General features: G+C 48.3%; 14 protein-coding genes. 6 read left to right on the forward strand and 8 right to left on the reverse strand.

Going from position 1 to position 19,467, the window contains the following annotated elements; genetic code table 11:
• Window positions 1–48: 48 nt before the first annotated feature.
• Both NDI34_RS01530 and NDI34_RS01535 read right to left on the reverse strand, forming a co-directional pair.
• Window positions 49–936: an RsmE family RNA methyltransferase gene (locus tag NDI34_RS01530; protein WP_348231642.1), complete on the reverse strand. Its 888-nt coding sequence runs from the start codon at window positions 934–936 to the stop codon at window positions 49–51.
• 35 nt (window positions 937–971) lie between these two features.
• Window positions 972–1,397, reverse strand: coding sequence for a BON domain-containing protein (locus NDI34_RS01535; protein ID WP_190428993.1), 426 nt, complete (start codon window positions 1,395–1,397; stop codon window positions 972–974).
• Window positions 1,398–2,306: 909 nt separating this feature from the next.
• Between NDI34_RS01535 and NDI34_RS01540 the strand changes: the two genes are divergently transcribed.
• Window positions 2,307–5,411: a response regulator gene (locus tag NDI34_RS01540; RefSeq protein WP_348231643.1), complete on the forward strand. Its 3,105-nt coding sequence runs from the start codon at window positions 2,307–2,309 to the stop codon at window positions 5,409–5,411.
• 40 nt (window positions 5,412–5,451) lie between these two features.
• Here NDI34_RS01540 and NDI34_RS01545 read toward each other — a convergent pair whose 3' ends face one another.
• From NDI34_RS01545 to NDI34_RS01570, 6 genes are all read right to left on the reverse strand, one after another.
• Window positions 5,452–8,028, reverse strand: coding sequence for a glycosyltransferase family 39 protein (locus NDI34_RS01545; RefSeq protein WP_348231644.1), 2,577 nt, complete (start codon window positions 8,026–8,028; stop codon window positions 5,452–5,454).
• Between the two features lie 158 nt (window positions 8,029–8,186).
• Window positions 8,187–11,183 carry an L-glutamate gamma-semialdehyde dehydrogenase gene (gene pruA, locus NDI34_RS01550; protein WP_348231645.1) on the reverse strand — a complete coding sequence of 999 codons (2,997 nt, stop codon included), beginning with the start codon at window positions 11,181–11,183 and terminating at the stop codon, window positions 8,187–8,189.
• Between the two features lie 92 nt (window positions 11,184–11,275).
• Window positions 11,276–12,637 (reverse strand): serpin family protein, encoded by a 1,362-nt coding sequence (locus NDI34_RS01555; protein ID WP_348231646.1) that lies wholly within the window; start codon window positions 12,635–12,637, stop codon window positions 11,276–11,278.
• 183 nt (window positions 12,638–12,820) lie between these two features.
• Window positions 12,821–14,224 carry an NAD(P)(+) transhydrogenase (Re/Si-specific) subunit beta gene (locus NDI34_RS01560; RefSeq protein WP_190412731.1) on the reverse strand — a complete coding sequence of 468 codons (1,404 nt, stop codon included), beginning with the start codon at window positions 14,222–14,224 and terminating at the stop codon, window positions 12,821–12,823.
• A 115-nt stretch (window positions 14,225–14,339) separates the two neighbouring features.
• Entirely contained in the window at window positions 14,340–14,630 is a 291-nt protein-coding gene (locus NDI34_RS01565) for an NAD(P) transhydrogenase subunit alpha (RefSeq protein ID WP_190412730.1), read from the reverse strand.
• Between the two features lie 133 nt (window positions 14,631–14,763).
• Entirely contained in the window at window positions 14,764–15,909 is a 1,146-nt protein-coding gene (locus NDI34_RS01570; protein WP_190439674.1) for a Re/Si-specific NAD(P)(+) transhydrogenase subunit alpha, read from the reverse strand.
• Between the two features lie 591 nt (window positions 15,910–16,500).
• Here NDI34_RS01570 and NDI34_RS01575 point away from each other — a divergent pair.
• From NDI34_RS01575 to yidC, 5 genes are all read left to right on the forward strand, one after another.
• Window positions 16,501–17,034 carry a DUF2808 domain-containing protein gene (locus NDI34_RS01575; RefSeq protein WP_190536249.1) on the forward strand — a complete coding sequence of 178 codons (534 nt, stop codon included), beginning with the start codon at window positions 16,501–16,503 and terminating at the stop codon, window positions 17,032–17,034.
• A 123-nt stretch (window positions 17,035–17,157) separates the two neighbouring features.
• The gene (gene rpmH / locus NDI34_RS01580; RefSeq protein WP_190412727.1) at window positions 17,158–17,295 is read left to right on the forward strand and encodes a 50S ribosomal protein L34; all 138 of its coding nucleotides are present in this window, start codon (window positions 17,158–17,160) and stop codon (window positions 17,293–17,295) included.
• A 77-nt stretch (window positions 17,296–17,372) separates the two neighbouring features.
• Entirely contained in the window at window positions 17,373–17,771 is a 399-nt protein-coding gene (rnpA, locus tag NDI34_RS01585) for a ribonuclease P protein component (protein WP_190412726.1), read from the forward strand.
• Window positions 17,743–18,138 carry a PH domain-containing protein gene (locus tag NDI34_RS01590; RefSeq protein WP_190412725.1) on the forward strand — a complete coding sequence of 132 codons (396 nt, stop codon included), beginning with the start codon at window positions 17,743–17,745 and terminating at the stop codon, window positions 18,136–18,138. The genes rnpA and NDI34_RS01590 overlap by 29 nt, the downstream gene beginning before the upstream one ends.
• 180 nt (window positions 18,139–18,318) lie before the next feature.
• On the forward strand, window positions 18,319–19,467 hold the full coding sequence (gene yidC, locus NDI34_RS01595; protein WP_348231647.1) for a membrane protein insertase YidC: 1,149 nt from the start codon (window positions 18,319–18,321) through the stop codon (window positions 19,465–19,467).

Here is a 19,467-nt window from a genome sequence, read left to right on the forward strand (position 1 = left end):
TTAAAAGTTGAAGCATCCTTCATTTCTAATTGTGCATTGAACCGTAGCTTAAATCTCTCTAATTTCTGATTCCCATGCTGCTGCTACCAGAGATAAGGCGACCATTGGGGCGGTGACGGCTCGCAGGACACGACGCCCTAGAGAAACGGGTTGGAAGTCAGCAGCGATCGCTTGTTCAACTTCTGCGGGTGTCCAGCCTCCCTCTGGCCCGATGGCGATGACAATCGTTCCTTGCCCTGGATTCTTCAGTTCATCTGCTGTACCTGAAAAACCTAACTCCCCAGCGCCCTTCCCTTGTAGGGAAAGGGGAGCCGGACTCCCCTCCCCTACAAGGGGAGGGGTTGGGGGAGAGGTAGAGGTTTCTTGCGGGAATAGATGAATCAAGCAATCGAGTAAATGGGGAGAATCTCCACGAGCAACGCAGATATAATTCTTGTCTTTATCCTTGTTTTTTATCGAAGAACAATGACTCTTGAGCGAAGACAAAGCAGCAGAAAAGGAAACGGGTTCTAAAATTGTGGGGACGATTTGACGTTCTGATTGCTCTGCGGCTTCTTGGGCAATTCGCCGCCAGCGTTCGAGTTTCTGGGGACTGGGATTGGGCAGGGTGCGATCGCTCACGACGGGCGCGATCGCTACCACCCCTAGCTCGGTACTGTAGCGCACCACTTCATCAAAGCCGTTTTTTGGCAACGCAACCATTAGGGTTATCGAGCAGGGCAACTCAGTTTGGACGGAAATCGGCTCTAGAAGCTGCCCCTGATTCGCCTCCAGCTTCGCCAGCCACCAGTGCCCTTGTCCATCCATTGCGATAAAGCGATCGCCCTCCCGCAACCGCAACACCCGACTGAGATAATGCTGTTGTTCGGCAGTCAGGATAATTTGCTGGTTTTGAAATTGAGAGGGAGCGATCGCTAATCGTTGCAGCTGAGCCAATCTTTATCTCCCACTAACAGCAGACCTTTCTAATTTTATCGGACGGAACCTTCGTGGGTTTTAATTTGCACTTGGTGAAGGTCTACTGCTTTGGTGCCATCTACTTTGGCAGCAACCGCTTCGACATGGCTCAAAATTGATTGATCGGGTACAGAACCCGTGAGGATAATCGTGCCACCGTCTTGAGCGATTTCAAGAGTGTCAATATTTTTGAGGTTCGGCTCTTGATCAAATGCAGCAGCAACGCGCTTAGCTAATCCGTTAGCATCGTATTCCCCCTCAAAGCCCATGTATTCTGGCAATGTTGGAGGTTTATGCATCCCAGCCTTCTCACGCAACTCCCAATCATACTCACCCGTAAGTCCTGGACTCATTTGTTCTTCGACAGCCTGAGCGTCATGTTTGCTGTCTCCTTCTGAGCTGGTCTTCTGTTGTCCAAATTGCCTTTCTAACCAAGTCATAATTATTGTTTGCCTTCTAAGGATGTTTTATATTTTCTATTACACATCTATCCCAGTTCTGATTACATCCCTCATCAGAAATCAGTCTTCAGATATAGGACAAATTACTGTTTTTTTAGCTAAAAAATAAACCTAGCTTAGGTGCATTTGTCAACTAAAATTCTTTTAATTTAATAATATATATAGCCAGCCTAAATGGTTTCTAAAGGCGAGATACCCGACTTCTCTAAGAAGTCAGGTATCTGAAGTGCTAGCATCTTACAGCTCAAATGAGATTGCTACTATATCACTAATTTAAAATTCAATAAAAAAATTAGACATACAAAATCTATTTTTATTTAGAAATTCTTAAAAAAATAAATTTTAGCAATTATTCAAGCAAAAAAATGACCAGCTATTAGCTTTACAATCTTTAAAGATTTAGATTTTTTTAAAAGTCGTATCAACAACTACGAGGAGTTATTTATTCGGTCAAGAAGATACTGTCGCCAATCCTAAGAAATTGCCGCCCGAATCGGAAAGCCTGTACAGAGGGATGATGCCATAACCAACTTCTCAGACGTGGCATTTCAGGGGGCGAAGTATAGTAAATTCACCCTGTAGGTAGGGTCAGACATCATGCTTGTAGATACGAATTCTAAAAAAATATTGATCGAGTGTGGGCAAAAAACAAGCCAAACCAGCACACTGGAGGGACTCCGCAAGTAATCCCGATAACATTGATGAAAGATTAAAATATTTACAATACATAGCATCTCAATTACATTACCAAGCCAGTAGAGGTGGATTGGTTCCTAAGAATTTTCAAAGTAACCCTGGAAGTTTTAGCTCATAAAGATGGTAACGCTGCCGAAAGAGAGGGGAAATGCTGGAAGAAGACCCTCCAGTAAAAGAATTGGAGTGCAACCCATGCAGACTGAACCGATCGCCGTATTGCTTGTGGAGGATAACCCTGGCGATGCCCGTCTCGTGCGGGAACTGCTGCGGGAAGTCAATGCTCCCCAGATAACGCTGATCCACGTTCAAACGCTCACAGAAGCCCTGGATTGCCTCGTCAGTTCAGAAGGGTTGAACGTTCAGAAGTTGAAGATTGAAAGGTTTAACCAACCAGCGAACCAGCAACCTTTTGAGCTGAAAGGCGATCGCCTCCCACTATCGATCGGGGTGATTTTGTTAGATTTATCGCTGCCAGATGCTCAGGGTTTAGAAACCGTCAGACGAGTCTGCAATGCTGTACCAGAAGTGCCGATTGTGGTGATGTCGGGGCTAGCCGATGAAGCGATCGCACTTTCTGCTGTACAAGAAGGAGCGCAAGACTATCTCGTCAAAGGTCATGCCGACAGCCATCTGCTGCTCCGCACCGTGCGATATGCCATTGAGCGTCAGCGGATGCAGATACGACTCCAACAAACCCAGCGAGCCTTGCAGCAACAACTGGAGCGAGAAGCCTTAGTAAACCGCATCACGACTGCCTTAAATTCTAATCTCGATCCAAAATCAGTCGTTGATGAAATTGTCCGACAGACGGCAGTCCCGATGAGCTGCGATTTCTGCATGGTAGTCCGAGACTTGTCGGAATCAAACCGAGTTTACATTGAAGCGGAGTATTGGCCCCATTTATCAGATGCCGTAAAGCCGATTTCTCAATCGCCCCTACAAGGGACAACCCTGTCCGTAGAAGGCTGGGAAACGGTGCGAAGTGAGTTGCTCGAAAACCGTCCGGTAGCGATCGCAAACACTACTGACTTTTGGTTGACCCCAGCCTACCAAGCGCTTTGCGCGGAAACGAGACCAAGTACGATGCTCTTGGCTCCTATCTTCGTAAGAGAGCAATTCTACGGCTATCTGGTTGTCGGCTCGATCAAGCCGCGTCCGCCGTTCTTAGAATGGGAAATCCAACTGCTGCAACAGTTAGCTGGACAGACAGCGATCGCTCTCTACAATGCCCACGAGCTTGAACAGCTAGAAAGCCTCGTTCAGGAGCGCACTCAGCAACTCGCTCAGGAAAAAACACTGCTGGAAGCCATTCTTGATTCCATTCAAGAGGGAATTACTGTCACTCAACCCGATGGTCAAATCGTGCTGTTAAACCGGGCGGCATTGCAGATATATGGTCTGGTCGGGAATGGTGTTACACCTACCTCCGCTCCAGGCTCTATGCCTCACGTCAAGAATTTTTTAACTAAATTAAAAGTCCGGAACCCAGATGGTTCCCGCCCTCGTCGGTCGGAGTTACCTCTAACAAGGGCACTTCAAGGGGAAGTTTTTACCGATCAGGAGCTGGTGGTACACGGTCTCAATGGAGAGCGCAAGTGGGTGAGTATCAATGGGGCGGCAATCCGCGATGACAGGGGGAAAGTCCTGCTGGCGGTCAATACGACGCGAGACATTACCGAGCGCAAACAAGCAGAAAAGGCACTGCGGGAATCGGAAACCAAGTTCCGGACGCTCTATGAATCAACTAGTGCGGCGGTAATGCTACTCGATGAACAAGGATTTTTCGATTGCAACAGTGCCACCCTACAGCTATTTGGCTGTAATGACTTGGAAGAGTTTTGCGGCAAACATCCCAGCACATTCTCACCACCAACTCAGCCCGATGGTCAAGATTCCCTGAGTCTAGCTTGCGATCGCATTACCACTGCCCTAACAGAAGGCAACTGTCGCTTTGATTGGATTCATCGGAAGTTGGATGGTAAAGATTTTCCGGCAGAGGTGACGCTAACGGCAATCGAGCTGGACAACCGAAAAGTGCTACAAGCGGTCGTGTATGACATTAGCGATCGCATGAACAAAGAAATCGAACTGCGGGAAGCAAAGGAAGCGGCAGAAGCGGGAAGTCGAGCAAAAAGTGAATTCCTTGCCACCATGAGCCACGAACTCCGAACGCCCCTTAACGCCATCTTAGGACTCTCTCACATCCTGCGGCAAGAAATTTTTGGCACAATCAATGAGAAACAGAAAGAGTATGTCACCTGCATTAATAACAGTGGCGAACATCTTCTATCGCTGATTAACGATATTCTTGACCTTTCTAAAGTCGAAGCAGGCAAAGAGAAACTCTGCCCGATGCCAATTATCGTGCCGAATTTGTGCGAATACATCGTTACGATTATGAGGGAACAAGCCTACGAACGAGGGCTACAACTCACCAGTCAAATTGACCCAGAAATTGATGTTTGTGTCGCCGATGAACGACGTCTAAAGCAGATGTTATTGAATCTGCTATCGAATGCAATTAAGTTCACACCATCGGGTCAAGTTTCCCTAATTGTGCAAAAGCAGCCTGGATGCATTGCGTTTACCGTAGCGGATACGGGCATTGGTATTGCCCCTGAGAAGCTGTCATTGTTATTTGAGCCATTTCGCCAATTGGACAGCGGACTGAACCGGCAGTTTGCTGGCACTGGTTTGGGGTTGTCACTGACTCGCAGTTTAGCCCGACTTCATGGTGGAGATGTGACGGTTTCCTCAACCCTAGGAAAAGGCAGTGAGTTTACTCTATATCTGCCCGATATGAGCAATGAATCAGTCTCCATCTATCAGTTTCCAAGCGAGGGGGGCGATTCTTCTTTATTGTCTTCTGGGGTTAACAATGGCGAGTTAAAAGGCGAGTTAAAAGCCGCCGCCAACCCTTTTTCTATCCCTGGCAAAGGACGAATTCTAATTGTGGAAGACGATGAAAATAGTGGGTTGCTGTTGCAAGACTATCTCCAAGTCGTAGGCCATACCGTCGAACATTTGCTTAATGGGACGGATTTCCTCCAGCGAGTGCGAAACTTCCAGCCCGATCTGATTTTGTTGGATGTAAATTTACCCGGTGGATACAGCGGGTTAGATTTACTAAAAGACTTAAAACAGCAGCCGGAACTGGAAAGACTGCCAGTGGTAATGGTGACGGTAAATACAATGGCAGAAGATCGAGACCGTTTTCTAGAGGCTGGTGCTAATGATTATCTCAGCAAGCCGATAGGCATTCCTCAGTTGGAGCTAATTTTGATGAAACATCTCTGAAGAAGGCAAAAAGTAAAAGGCAAAAGCAAGAATTTTGTTTCTAATTCGGAATTTTTAATTCTTTCAGAATTTGCCAAGCTTTGACAAGATTGCCTTGCAGAAGCGTTGCTACGCCATTCAGGGCTTGAAGTTCGGATAAGTTCGGGTTGATGGCAAGAGCCGGTTTCAAAGCTTTCTGGGCGGCGGCGGGATGCCAATCGTACAGATGGACAAAGGCGAGATAGGCATAAGCGTAAGGATTTTGGGAGTCGATCTCAACGACTCGTTCTAAGGCAGCGATCGCACCTTTGACTTGTCGCTTTAGTGCCTTTGACAAAGCCAGCGTGTATGCCCAATCCCGGTTCTGCGGTTCCCGTTGCAGTCGGTATTCCAATGCCGTCAAGGTTTGATTCAGATAGTCTTGAATCGGGTCGTACTGGTTGATGCGCCCAGTTTCTTCAAATATCGACTCTAGAGCTTCTGTCCCTTGGGGTAAGGTAGCCGCTAGAGTCCGCAACTGAGTCAGCAAATCCAATTCAGGTGCGGGTGTGGCGGCGGCAAGGGGTTCAATCTTCAGTGTCACGGGGGGAACCTGTATCGGGTAAGTTTCACCCGTTTGCCGGTTCAGGTAAGTCGCTTCTAGGCGGTAAATTCCAGCCGATATATTTGCTGGCGGCAGCATCGCCATCTGTTCGGTAACTCGAAAGCCATTCGCAGAAAGCTTAGAGGGAAGAACTTTTGGATACAATTCTCCCATGCCAATCCCGTGATCGTGCAGCCATTCAGATTTGGAATTTTCAACTTTGGAATTGTTAACTGTGGAATTTTCAACAATGCGATCGCTCATTCGCCAAGTCAGCAGCACTAACCCAGATTGCAACTGTTCCCAAGAACCAGACCACTCGTAGGTAATCGGTACGGGAATCCCTGGTGGGGCTTGATTAGGCACACTTACCCGTTCTAGGCTGACTTGAGTGCGGGGTTCTGTGAGGGGTTGTACTTGGATGGGTGGCGTTTTGCGATGATAGAGTTTCAAAACGCTGTCATCGGGTAAATCCCAACTCTTTTGCAATTGGAAATCCGAACCTTGTTCTACAGTTTGGACGATGATTGCTTGCGCGTCTGGAATCGATCCTTGCTTACCACTTTTCGTGAGGAACCAGGAAAGCGATCGCGCATCTTGAGGGACAAACTTCTTTCGGGTTCCTACCTGACGCCCATACACCTGAAAATTTTCTAACGCACCGTAATAATTGAAATTGTGCTGGTTAATTTTTGCGGTTGAGGGTAATACTCCTAGTGTGGAACGCAGATAAGGTTCGGTTTGAATAATTTGGGCGATCGCTTGTTGATGAGGCCATTTTTCTCCCAGATAAACGGGATGCTGGGCATAGGGACTGAGGACTTGCGTGAAATTGGCAAACATCCCTCCCACGGGGAACAGGTTCAGAAACATTAGCAGCACCGCCAAACCAACGGTTCCCCAACGGATATGATGTTTCCAGCGTCCTGTCTGGCGCGTCAAACCATAAGCCAAAAACAGCGCCACTACTGGCAAGTAAGGCAAGACATAGCGAGAATCTTTATTAATATTCAGCGAACCCAGTAAATAAGCTCCCAGCCAAAATACCGCAAGCCAAGCAATTGAATCAAAATTTAGAAATGAAAAATTAAAAGTCGAAGAATTCTCTTGTTGAGTTTTTATTTTTTTAATTGAATAAATCAGCAATCCCACAATTGGAATGAGTAACAAAGGCCAAGACACATGGTAAGGAAGAATTTTCCAGTAGTAAGTCCAAGCGTCTAGAGTATTGAGGGCGGGATCTCCCTCCGCGATCGCTGAATCCACTGTCGCCCTTTTTCCCGCCGTCAGCATCAGCAGCCAATTGGTGCGATACCAAGGACCAAAGACCAAAACCGAAAGCAGCAACCCAGAAACCAGTTGCGCGAGGCGTCCCCATGCCCGGTGCCGAATCGTCCCAAACCCCACCCACAAAATCGGCGTCAACAGAAAGAACAGCGCTGTCTGCTTTACCATCAGCGCCAGCCCCAAAGAAAGCCCAAACGCCGCCGCCCAAACCCATTCTCTTGTTCTTTGCGTCCTCTGTGCCTCTGCGGTTCGACAATTCCGCCAAACCGTCAAGCAAAAGAAACTCAACGTCACAACCGCGGTCAGCGGATAATCCAGCAGAAAATCCAGGCGATATTGATAAATCCCCGGTAACAATTGGCACAGCCCAGCCGCCCATAAACCGACTTCAATGCTAAATAGCTGGACGCCCAAACCATAAACCGAACCCAGAAGCATCGCACTGAATAGCAACAGAACCAGCGTGGCTTGATCCGCCCCCGTCCCAAAGAGATGCTGGACGATAGCAGCTGCAATGTAGGTAAAAGGCGGCACTTTGGAGGTCAACAGCCAAAAACTCGTCCACCACTCGCCTGAAAACCACTGGGGTTGTTGCAAAGCCCTCCAGTAGTTCAACGATCCCGTCAAGTAATCTGCCTGATCCCAAGCTGGTACGGAGTGGTCAAGCGTAAACCAAATGCGATCGCTAACTGCCCCCACCAGCCAAATGATTCCTAGAATTAGCAGACTTCTATTCTTAAACTTAGTGCTTTTATCTTTATCGGTCACAGAATCCAGATAGGTTCTTTTAACTTCTTTCTCATTTTGTATTGCATCAAATTGAGAACCGCTCTATTATTTTCTCCCAATTACCTTACCCCAATAAAAAGACAAAAGTAAAAGAAACAATTCTTTCTGTTTACTTTTGCCTTCTTACTTTTGCCTTTCTAATCTACTCCTTCAATCGGAGCAAATCCTTGGCGTTGGATATTTTCTGTCACTACGCGGGGTTCGAGGAATTGTAGCAAGTAATCTGGGCCACCTGCTTTAGAACCGACGCCAGAAAGTTTGAAACCGCCGAAGGGTTGTCTTGCTACAATTGCGCCAGTGATGCCGCGATTGATGTAGAGGTTGCCGACTTCAAATTCGGTTTCAGCTTGTTGAATGTGGGAAGGTGTACGGGAATATAGACCGCCAGTCAAGGCGAAGTTGGTGTTATTACCAACCGCGATCGCTTCCTTGAAATTCTTCACCCGCATGACTGCCAAGACAGGACCAAAAATTTCTTCTTGGGCAATCGTCGCCTCTGGCGAGACTTCTGAGAAAATCGTCGGGCCAATAAAATAGCCGTTGTCAGGTGCGGGCATTTCCAGCGCCACTTTTGCTTCCTGACGCCCTTTCTCGATATATTCCAAAATGCGATCGCGTGCGTTTGCATCAATCACGGGGCCAACTTGGGTGCTGGGTGCCTCCGCAGGGCCAACATTGAGCGATCGCGTTGCTTCCACCAAACGCTCTACAAAAGCATCATAGATGGGTTCTAGAACAATTACCCGAGAACACGCCGAACACTTCTGTCCGCTGTAACCAAAGGCGGACTGCACCACACCTTGCACAGCTTGATCGAGATCGGCACTTTCATCGACGATAATCGCATTCTTGCCACCCATTTCGGCAATCACCCGCTTCAGGTGTTTTTGCCCTGGTTGTAAAATCGCAGCATCGGCGTAAATCCGACAGCCGACTTCCTGAGAACCTGTAAAAGTAATCATGTGGACATCGGGATGCTTCACCATATAAGCACCAACCGTTGAACCTTTTCCGGGTACGTATTGGAACACCCCACGAGGAATGCCTGCTTCTACCAGAATTTCACTGAGTTTGGCTGTAATCACCGATGAAACTTCAGCGGGTTTGAGAAGCGTACAATTTCCAGTAACCAGTGACGCCACTGTCATGCCGGTAGGAATCGCCAAGGGGAAATTCCAAGGGGAAATAATCAGGGAAATTCCTCGAGGTTGATAGTTATAGCGATTGGTTTCCCCGGCGATGTCATAATGGTGCCCAGCATCCAGCCGTTCCATTTCGTCGGCGTAGTAACGGCAGAAGTCTATCGCCTCGGAAACTTCACCGTCGCATTCCCGCACTGGCTTCCCAACTTCTAATACCATGCACGCGGATAATTCAGCGCGGCGTTTTTCCATCAAATCTGCGGCTTTCCGCAACACTCCAGCCCTTTCTGGAACTGGAGTTTGTCGCCAACTGGCAAATGCTGCTTTTGCGGCTTGGATCGCCTGTTCTGCTTGTTCTACGCTAATCAATCCGATTTTGCCAACCACCTCGCTGGGGTTGGAAGGATTCACTGAATCAACGATGTCGGATGTGTTTACATATTCACCGTCAATCAGAGGTAAATAGGTTTTACCTAACTGTTCGCGTACCGTTTGCAAAGCTTGTTGCGATCGCTTCCTTTCCTCAGCTTCTGCATAATCCGTATCCGCTGCATTGTGAAAAGGCAAGTTTTGAGTTTTGAGTTTTGAGTTTTGAGCTTTGACTGAAGACTCCGAACTTTCTACGACGGGAGGCGCTAACAATTCCTCAATCGGACGCTCTTCCAGATTTTGTCGCAAGAACGAACTATTGGCAGTATTTTCCAGCAATCGGCGAATCAAATAAGCCATCCCCGGTAGCAAATCCCCATAAGGACAATACACCCGCACCCGATAACCTTTATCGACGAGCGCTTTTGCCAGCTTATCCCCCATGCCGTACAAAACTTGCATCTCAAAGCGACGGCGGGGAATTTTCAAACTTTCCGCGATCGCCATCGCCCGTGCTTGCGATCGCACGTTATGACTGCCAATTGCCGCGTACAAATACTCATGATTTTCCAGCAACAGCTGGGTCATCTTCTCAAAATTGGCATCGGTTGCAGTTTTATCGCTGTAAACTGGCACCGGCCAATCTTTCTGCATCGCCTTGATAGTTTCTTGATCCCAGTACGCCCCTTTTACCAAGCGCACTGTCAGAGGATAGCCACGCTGTTTCGCCCAGTCAATCAAGCCGCGCAAATCTTGTTCGCTGTCGCGCAGATAAGCTTGCAGCGTTATTCCGAGATCCGTGCGACTCCGGAACTCCTCTTCCATCAACAACTGTTTCAGGATGGAGAGCGTCAAATCTTTGTAGGCATACTGTTCCATATCAAAGTGAACAGCAGCCCCCAAGGCTTGGGCGCGACGTAATAGAAGCCGGATGCGATCGCTCACTCGCTCCTCACTTCCCTTCGCATCCAACGGATCGAACTGCGAATAAAACGCTGTCAGCTTGACAGATACTTGAATTTGGGGGATTTCTTCTCCATCTGCTTGGTCAATTGCAGGCACCCGCGTCCACGTCTTCGCCGCGTCCGTTAGCTGCTGCATCAATTCTAAATATCTGTCTAAATACGATTGCGCCTCAGCTTCCGTAATCACCGCCTCCCCTAACAGGTCGATAGTGAAAGCCATTTTCTCCTTACGCAATCGCTCAACCGTCTTAATAACCTGTTTAATGTTTTCCCCAGCGATATATTTATGCGCTAAGGTTTCAACTGCTGTATTCACCGTTGTCGCTGCTACCTGACCGGGCATCGAGTCAGGAGAAGCAAAGTTGAGCATCCCTTTCAGGCTCGTCGGCAGTTCAACCGACTCATCCGCCATGTACTCTTGCAAGTGACGAGCAACTTCCGGTTTACTGTGCAGCGCAGGCAGACAGTCAATGAAGCGAAACAGCTGCACCCGCAAACCAGGGTTGCCCATTGCCCAGGCAAGTAATTTATCATCCCAGCGCATTTGGTCGCGCATTTGGGCAAAAAAGGAGCGATTTTCTCTCGTTGCTGCCAACAGTTGTTTGGCAATTTCTTGGGTCTTGACTTCGTAGGTGCTATCAGATATTTGTACAACCACGGCTGGCAGACTCCTAATTCAGGATAAAGGCATCAATGCTGGGAACCCTCTATCTTCTATTTTCTCGATTTCCCAAGCGATCGGCATCAACTTTACTTCCCAACAGCCGCTGTTGACTGTAGCGGATTCAACACACGACCCAGGAACAAAATGCTACCCGACTGCTTGTCCCGAATCAGGAACACAAATGGGCGATCGGCTCGAAACTCTTTGTTTGCCCCCCTAGTCATCCCAACCCCTGTAGACGCAGCTGCCTCAGTGCCCTCCTCATTTACCTCCACGAAGGCTTTGTGAATCACCTTGGAGATGAACAACCCTTTCTTGCCGGTCATCGCCGAGAAGTCAGCTTGAACGCTGAAAGCTTCGGGCATCCCCATATTTGCCAGTACCTTGCTTAGGTCAAACTCTGAAGTGAGGTTGAACTTAGGCACCCAAACTTCAACCATCTGCTCGTATTTGAGGGACGATAGCCACCGTTCCAAGTTTTTTGGCGTCAGCTGCTGCTCCATCTTCGCCAACCCATCCACTTGCTTGGGTAAGAGAATGACCATCGATAATTCCTTGGATATCTCCTCGCCTTGACCGTAGGGTAGCTCTAACACTTTCAAGCTGCCAATATCTGCCCAGCCGTATTGCTCCGTCTTGCACATCATCGGCACGCTAACCTGCTGCGTTGGAGTGACATAAAACGGCTCATCTTTGGTTTTTTGCCGATCGAACGGGCTGAACCAGGCACCTTTAAAGTAAATGGCATTTGTCAGCACCAGCTTGGTCTTAGAAGAGATCGTCCCTGGCGCAATCAGGTCTTGAATTTTGTCTTCAGTTTTTTTTGCGACCCAGTTGTTGATCGTGCGGCGAGTCTGTTCAGTCGCACCGGCAAAGTCCACCTCTTGGAGTCCCCCGCCGTAGTCGTTTTGGGTAGTTTTCAAAAAGCGATCGCTAAAGCCATAGCCCTTTTGACCCCAAAGCCGATTCGCAACTGCAATTTGATATCCCTGCTGTTCGCTGGCGTTTAGCTCAGCCATGAGCGCGGCAAAAGTCGGATGTAGGCGTTCTTGCTCTAAGGTGAAGTGGAGAACTTTCGCCATCTCGGTCGCCGTTTGTCCGCCAGCTCCAGCGTAGGTCATGGCGAGTGCCGTTGAAATGCTGTAAGGGGAGAAGAATAGGTTTCCTTCTTGTTTCCGCAGACGGTTATAGAGATCGAGGGCAAACGAGCTGTTGCCCTCCACCACCGTATCTAAAAGTGCGGAAAGTTCCTCTGTTGGTTGTTTTGGAGTGGTGGACGCGGTTTGGCTGGTTAAAATCGGCTTTGGAGTCCCAATCGCATCTGCCTTGTCTGACAACGCACGGGAATTCCTAAAATAGATACCAGGTTCACGAGCCACAGCGGAACCAACCGAAGCGATCGCCAAACCTACTAAAGCGGCGGTAAAACCCGCGATGAATTGTCTCATGCTGCTTTCATGCAAAATCACATAGCCGTGGTTTCTGAATGTAGCAGATGCCTCTGGTAAGCCCAGCCTAACCTATCTTTTATTCCAAAGAAAAGATAGCTTCAGGAGTATTAAACTCCTGAAGCAGACTGGTATCGTATCGCGATCGCAATTTTGAGTGATGATCTAAAACTCAAAATTTGTTTATAGCTGCTTCACTTCAGCAACCAGCTTCGCCACGACATCCCGCGCACTGCCAAATAGCATCATCGTTTTGTCTTTGTAGAAAAGCTCGTTATCCACACCGGCAAAACCCGCACTCATCCCGCGTTTAATCACAATCGTGTGTTTTGCCTTATCTACTTCCAGAATCGGCATCCCGTAAATCGGGCTAGCAGAATCGTGACGAGCCGCTGGATTCACAACATCATTCGCCCCAATCACCAGCGCCACATCCGTCTGCTCTAACTGCGGATTGATATCATCCATGTCGTATAGCTGCGGATAAGGCACATTCGCCTCTGCTAGCAATACGTTCATGTGTCCTGGCATCCGTCCCGCCACTGGGTGAATGGCATATTTCACTTCAACGCCTAGTTTTTCTAGCCCGTCAGCCAATTCGCGGACAGCGTGTTGTGCTTGAGCCACTGCCATGCCATAGCCGGGAACAATCACGACGGAACGCGCATAGCCCAACATCATCGCGCCTTCTTCGGTATCGATGCTGTGGACATTTTTATCGCCCCCTTCTGCACTACCAGTACCACCAGATGCCCCAGCTTTCCCGAAGGCACCAAACAGCACGCTGGCAAGGGAACGGTTCATCGCCTTACACATGATTTCGGTCAGGATTAAGCCTGAAGCGCCTACCAAGGCTCCGGAGATGATCAGCATATTGTTCATCACCACGAAACCAGCAGCAGCCGCAGCGACCCCAGAAAGCGAGTTCAGCAGCGAAATTACGACAGGCATATCGCCGCCGCCAATCGGAATCACGAACAGCACGCCCAGCAGTAAGGAAATCCCTACCATTGCTAGAAATACAGGTAAGTTGTCTGGGGTAATTAGCAGGAAGGCACTCGCTGCTACAAAACTTACTAATAGGAGGGCGTTGATGGGTTGTTGCAAGGGAAAAGTAATGGGAGAACCACTAATGAGTCCCTGCAATTTGGCAAAGGCCATCATACTGCCAGTGAAGGTGACGCCGCCGATAAATACGCTACTGATAATCGAGAGGTTGGCGTCGAAGGGAATTGCTTGCTGCGTGCCCAAGAGCCGCCAAAATTCTCCTACAGCGACCAGGGCAGAAGCTAAGCCTCCCAAACCGTTGAGTAGACCCACCATTTGGGGCATATCGGTCATTTCTACTTTATAGGCTGCGATCGCTCCCAACACTGAACCAATCAGCAAACCCAACAAAATCATTTCGTAGTTCAACACCTGCCTATCTAGCAGTGTTGCCACGATAGCCAGTAGCATCCCGACAGCTGCCCACTGATTGCCTGTGCGAGCTGTCGCCGGTGAACCCAGCTTCTTCAATCCCAGAATAAACAAACACGCTGCTACTAAGTAAGTCAGCTGTATCCCAGTTGGCAGAAATTCCGTCATATCACTTGTTCGTCGGTAATGGGTAATTGGTGATTGGTAATCAGAAAAGTTTTGAGTGTTCGGGTTTGCATTTTGAGTGAGAAATTTCTTCTTTTCAAAATTCAAAGCTTATCCATTACCCGCTTACCTTTTTCTTAAACATTTGCAACATCCGATCCGTCACTAAGAAACCACCTACTACGTTGATGGTTGCTAGCACTACGGCAATTAAGCCCAAAATGACGCTGAGATTTGACTCGCGCGGTCCACAGACAATCAGCGCCCCGATCACGGCAATTCCAGAAATTGCATTTGCCCCAGACATGAGGGGAGTATGGAGTGTCGGCGGCACTTTGTTAATTACTTCAAATCCGATAAAAGACGCTAATACAAATACAAACAAAGCGCCAATTAAGGTTTCTGTCATTCAGCTCAATACTCCTTCTTGATTCAGCGGTCAAGGTGGACACTGCCCACCGACAATCTTCAAATTGGATACCTAATTTGATAGCTAAGAAACCCGTTTTCTAGAGAGAAAATGGGTTTCCTCCACCATTTTTCTAGGCGTTAATCTTTACCTGAGTCAAACCATCCCGGACTCGTTGATTGAGAATCTCACCGTTATTAGAGACGCAGGTACTACTAATGATGTCATCCTCAAAATTCAGCTGCAATGCACTCTCTTTAATCAGGTATTGCACCAAAGTCAAAACATTCTTGGCATACATTTGACTGGCGTGAACCGGCATAGACGCAGGTAAATTCATCGGGCCAATAATCGTGACTCCGTTGCGCTGGACATCCTTGCCAGGTTCCGTGCAGGCGCAGTTGCCGCCTTGCTCAGCTGCCAAATCGACAATGACCGCACCCGGTTTCATCTGGGCTACCATTTCCTCAGTCACCAGGATGGGCGCTTTTCTGCCCGGAACCTGAGCTGTGGTAATGACGACATCGGCTTGCTTGACATGCTCGGTGAGGACTTCCTGGGTGCGTTGCTTAGAGGCTTCAGAAACTTCTTTCGCGTAGCCGCCCGCTGCCACAGTTTCTTCATTCAGCTGCACTTCGATAAATTTCGCCCCTAGGCTTTGCACCTCTTCTTTCACGGCAGGACGAATATCAAAGGCTTCTACGATGGCACCTAGGCGTCTAGCAGTAGCGATCGCTTGCAGTCCCGCTACTCCTGCACCCATGATAAATACTTTTGCCGGTGCAATTGTCCCAGCTGCTGTCGTCAACATCGGGAAGAACTTCGGCACAGCCGCCGCTGCAATCAGTACCGCCTTGTATCCAGCCACTCCCGCCTGAGAAGACAAAGCATCCATGCTCTGCGCCCGACTGGTGCGGGGGATCAATTCCATACTGAAGGCGGTGACTCGGCGCTCGGCTAAACGCTGGATTAGGTTTGGATTTCCCAAAGGATTTAGAAACCCAATCAACACGCCTCCTTCCTTGAGCTGATGAATTTCATGCTCTTTCGGCGGATTAACTTTTAATAAAACATCCGCCTCGCGCCACAAAGCACCTGTATCCGAGACAATCGTTGCACCAGCTGCTTTATAGGCGTCATCAAAGAAAAATGCTTGCTCACCAGCACCCGCCTCTACCCACACTTCTAGACCCTGTTTTACTAACCTGCCTACAGTGTCAGGCACCAGTGCCACACGACGTTCGCCAACTTCAACTTCCTTTGCAACCGCAATTCTCATGAACTCTCCCAATCAATTCTACGAAACCCTTCTGCATCCTATCCTTTTGCATCCTAGGCGGATTTCTAAATTCCGATCCGTATCTTTAACTTTGTTTTATGAATTTAGAGTTCCACACTCACGCACGTCCTAAGACGATATCACCTAGAACCCGTTTTCAAAGCTTTAACCAATGATAAAAAGCTTTCTCTTAAACCCTCTGGTGCCTATAATCTCTGGCGTCAATTCAGATTAATTGAAGGGTTTGTTTCCGGCTGATTTTTTCAAATTTATTCAATAAATAACCAAAAAAATACATAATGATATACATTAGTACATAAAAAATGCCGAGCAGCGCGATCGCGCCGAGCGGCAACTAGTTTAAAATCAACTGTCTTTATGAGCCGGTCTGGTTCCATTGCCCTAACCTGAGCGATCGCTCGACTCAAAAGCTCACCAAGCTTGCATCTGGGGGCACTTTCTTCTCGCTTCCCGCGTCACGGGGGAGGATTCATTCGGGGCGGCTACATCCCCGCTTGAGTCAAAAATAGTAAAGTTTAGTAACGAAGCCCACTCTCTAGCCCATTCTCTACAGTTGAGATACAAGAGCCTATGTTGTCAACAAAATCCTCTAAGCGACGCCTAATTTCTGCCCTAGCGGCGACGGGTTGCGTGCTAACGGGCTTTGCCAGCCTTACCCAAGCACAGAGTCTACCCGGTTTAACCATTTTTAGCGGTGTTGAACGGCAAAATCAGCTGAGCTATCGGTTAGATTTTGGCGGTCAATCGGATGCTTGGGATCGCTACCGGCTCAAGATTCCCGCCAAAAAAATGGAATTAGGGGCAGCTCAGTTTGTCATCACTTATCCCGATTACTATAAGGGCAAGTTTGACACGAAAAACGTTGAAGTCCGTGTCAAAGGGAAAAAGCTGCCCCTCAAAGAGGTTGTCTGGGACAAAGAAAATTACAAGCTTCTGATTTATATGCAGGAGCCAGTGGCTGCTGGTAACAGCGTAGATTTAATCTTGTCTAACGTGAAAAACCCGCCTTTTGGTGGAACTTATTATTTCACGGGTGCGATTCTTACTCCCGGCGACGTACCGTTGCCCCGTTATCTCGGTACCTGGATTTTGAGTATTAATTAAGGCACAGTCCACGTCCGCTTCTGTGCAGCCAAGGGGCGCTTGTAAAAGGAGCGCAATGTGATGCTATGCTGGAGAATCGTGACTTTTTCTATAGCGGCGATTCTAAATCTGGAGTAAAAACCGATGACTCAGCGCACTCTGGGCGGCACTAATCGTAAGCAAAAAAGAACATCTGGTTTTCGAGCACGGATGCGTACCAAAAATGGTCAGGCTGTCATCAAAGCTCGCCGAAAAAAGGGACGTTATCGCCTTTCCGTTTAGAAACAAAAGAAGGATGAAGGATGAATTGATTTCGCCTTCATCCTTCTTTTAAGCCACCCAGGAGGGCGGAGTTTCTAGTGGCATTATCCAGAGCAAATCGACTCAGGCACCGGCAAGATTTTACCGCTGTGTACCAGAGCGGTCTGCGTCGCAATGCCCCTCACTTTGCTTTAAGAGCGTTGAGGCAATCAAGCGGCGCGAAGGGCATGAAAACTGCTGAAGTGATGCCAACCCGCATCGGCATCTCCATCAGCCAAAAAGTCAGCAAGCGAGCAGTCATCCGGAACCGGATCAAGCGACGGATTCGGGCAGCGATTCGTCAGATGTTACCTCGCATTGCACCTGGCTGGCGGTTGGTCATCGTTGTGCGACCCATAGCAGTGGAGTGCGATTATGGTCAAATTTTGCGAGAATTAGAGCAGTTGTTGGCAGAAGCAGAGGTACTCAATGGGCATCAAAGAGGAAACCTTCTATGAAGGCGGTCCCCACATAGGTGATTTGATTATTAATATCCTGCTGGGATTTACAGTCATCTGTATACCTCTGACGGTAGGGGCAATTGTGAGAGCGCTTTGGTTGCGCTACCGGATTACAACTCGTCGTATCTCGGTAACGGGTGGTTGGATGGGACGCGATCGCACCGACATTATCTACTCAGAAATTGTTAATGTCGTGAAGGTTCCCCGTGGAATTGGTCTCTGGGGCGATATGGTAGTCACTCTTCGAGATGGCAGTCGCCTGGAACTCAGAGCCTTACCTCGATTCCGGGAAATTTATGACTACATCAACGAGAAAATGGCAGCCAGAACCGGCAAACCAGCGGATGGTTCCGCGAGTCGATAGAATTGCCTCAAAAGTCAAGAAATTTTAGATGCTCGAATTGAATTGTCAATTGCTTATCTAAAATTCCCCAGCGACTCTACCCTGGCTTTTGTGTGTTTTATAACCCAAAAATCACAAACATTAGATAACTTAGATTAAGATTCTCCACAAGCTACTAGCGCCCCCTCTAACTCAGAACGAATGGACTTTGGTATCGGGTTTCTCTCCAATAATGTCATGCTGCCAATCCTGGATTTCTTCTACGGGATTGTGCCTAGCTATGGTCTCGCCATCGTGGCGCTGACACTTGTAATTCGCTTTGCTCTCTATCCCCTGAGTGCTGGCTCCATTCGCAATATGCGGCGGATGAAAGTTTCCCAACCGCTGATGAAAAAGCGACAAGAAGAAATTCAGAAGCTTTACAAGGACGATCCTGCAAAACAGCAGGAGGAAATGAGCAAGCTGTTCAAAGAATTTGGCAATCCCTTAGCCGGGTGCTTCCCCGTGTTGCTGCAAATGCCGATTCTCTTTGCATTGTTTGCCACCTTGCGGGGATCGCCATTCTCGGATGTGAACTACACGGTCAATTTGCAAATCTTTCCTCAAGAACAAATTGAACGGATTCAGCCGCAAGCTTTCGTGACAGCGCCACAAAACATTTACTTTTCAGATGGCGTTCATGCCCCGATTGCGGCACTGCTGCCGGGAGGGAACCGCCTGACGGTTGGGGAAAAAGCTAAAATTGAATTTCAAACCGTGGAGGGCAAACCCCTTCGGGAACTCCTCGCCGACTATCCTGAAACCAAGCTGATTCCCCGCTGGAAGGCCACTAAAGGCGAAGAACGGGTACAGGTGAATGAAGATGGCACCGTGGAAGCTCTTCAGCCTGGGGAAGTCACAGTTCAGGGAACAGTTCCAGGACTAGCGGCAGATAAAGGATTTCTCTTTATTGATGCGTTAGGTCGTGTGGGCGCTTTTGATGAAGACGGAACCATTCACTGGGATATCATCGGCATGGTGCTATTCTTTGGCATCAGTTTGTATCTCAACCAGGTTCTCTCCGGACAGAACGATTCCAGCGATGCAAACGCTCAGCAGGCTACGGTCAACAAAATTACCCCAATCCTCTTTTCTGGGATGTTTTTGTTCTTCCCGCTGCCAGCAGGGGTGTTGATGTACATGGTCATTGCTAACATTTTCCAAACTGCTCAGACGTTTATTTTGTCGCGCGAACCCCTACCAGAAAACCTTCAGAAAATGGTAGAAGTTCAAGAAAAAGAAACGAAAGCAAAGGAAAGAGAAGCACTTCCCTTTGAACCAGGTCGTTCTAAGAAAAAGGCTTCGAGTTAG

This window comes from Trichocoleus sp. DQ-U1 (genome assembly GCF_039961925.1).
Taxonomy (GTDB): domain Bacteria; phylum Cyanobacteriota; class Cyanobacteriia; order Cyanobacteriales; family FACHB-T130; genus FACHB-T130.

Coding starts and splice junctions, on each gene's coding strand:
- NDI34_RS01535 (WP_190428993.1), bottom strand. CDS start 1,397: ATGACTTGGTTAGAAAGGCAATTTGGACAACAGAAGACCAGCTCAGAA.
- NDI34_RS01540 (WP_348231643.1), top strand. CDS start 2,307: ATGCAGACTGAACCGATCGCCGTATTGCTTGTGGAGGATAACCCTGGC.
- NDI34_RS01555 (WP_348231646.1), bottom strand. CDS start 12,637: ATGAGACAATTCATCGCGGGTTTTACCGCCGCTTTAGTAGGTTTGGCG.
- NDI34_RS01560 (WP_190412731.1), bottom strand. CDS start 14,224: ATGACGGAATTTCTGCCAACTGGGATACAGCTGACTTACTTAGTAGCA.
- NDI34_RS01565 (WP_190412730.1), bottom strand. CDS start 14,630: ATGACAGAAACCTTAATTGGCGCTTTGTTTGTATTTGTATTAGCGTCT.
- NDI34_RS01570 (WP_190439674.1), bottom strand. CDS start 15,909: ATGAGAATTGCGGTTGCAAAGGAAGTTGAAGTTGGCGAACGTCGTGTG.
- NDI34_RS01575 (WP_190536249.1), top strand. CDS start 16,501: ATGTTGTCAACAAAATCCTCTAAGCGACGCCTAATTTCTGCCCTAGCG.
- rpmH (WP_190412727.1), top strand. CDS start 17,158: ATGACTCAGCGCACTCTGGGCGGCACTAATCGTAAGCAAAAAAGAACA.
- NDI34_RS01590 (WP_190412725.1), top strand. CDS start 17,743: ATGGGCATCAAAGAGGAAACCTTCTATGAAGGCGGTCCCCACATAGGT.
- yidC (WP_348231647.1), top strand. CDS start 18,319: ATGGACTTTGGTATCGGGTTTCTCTCCAATAATGTCATGCTGCCAATC.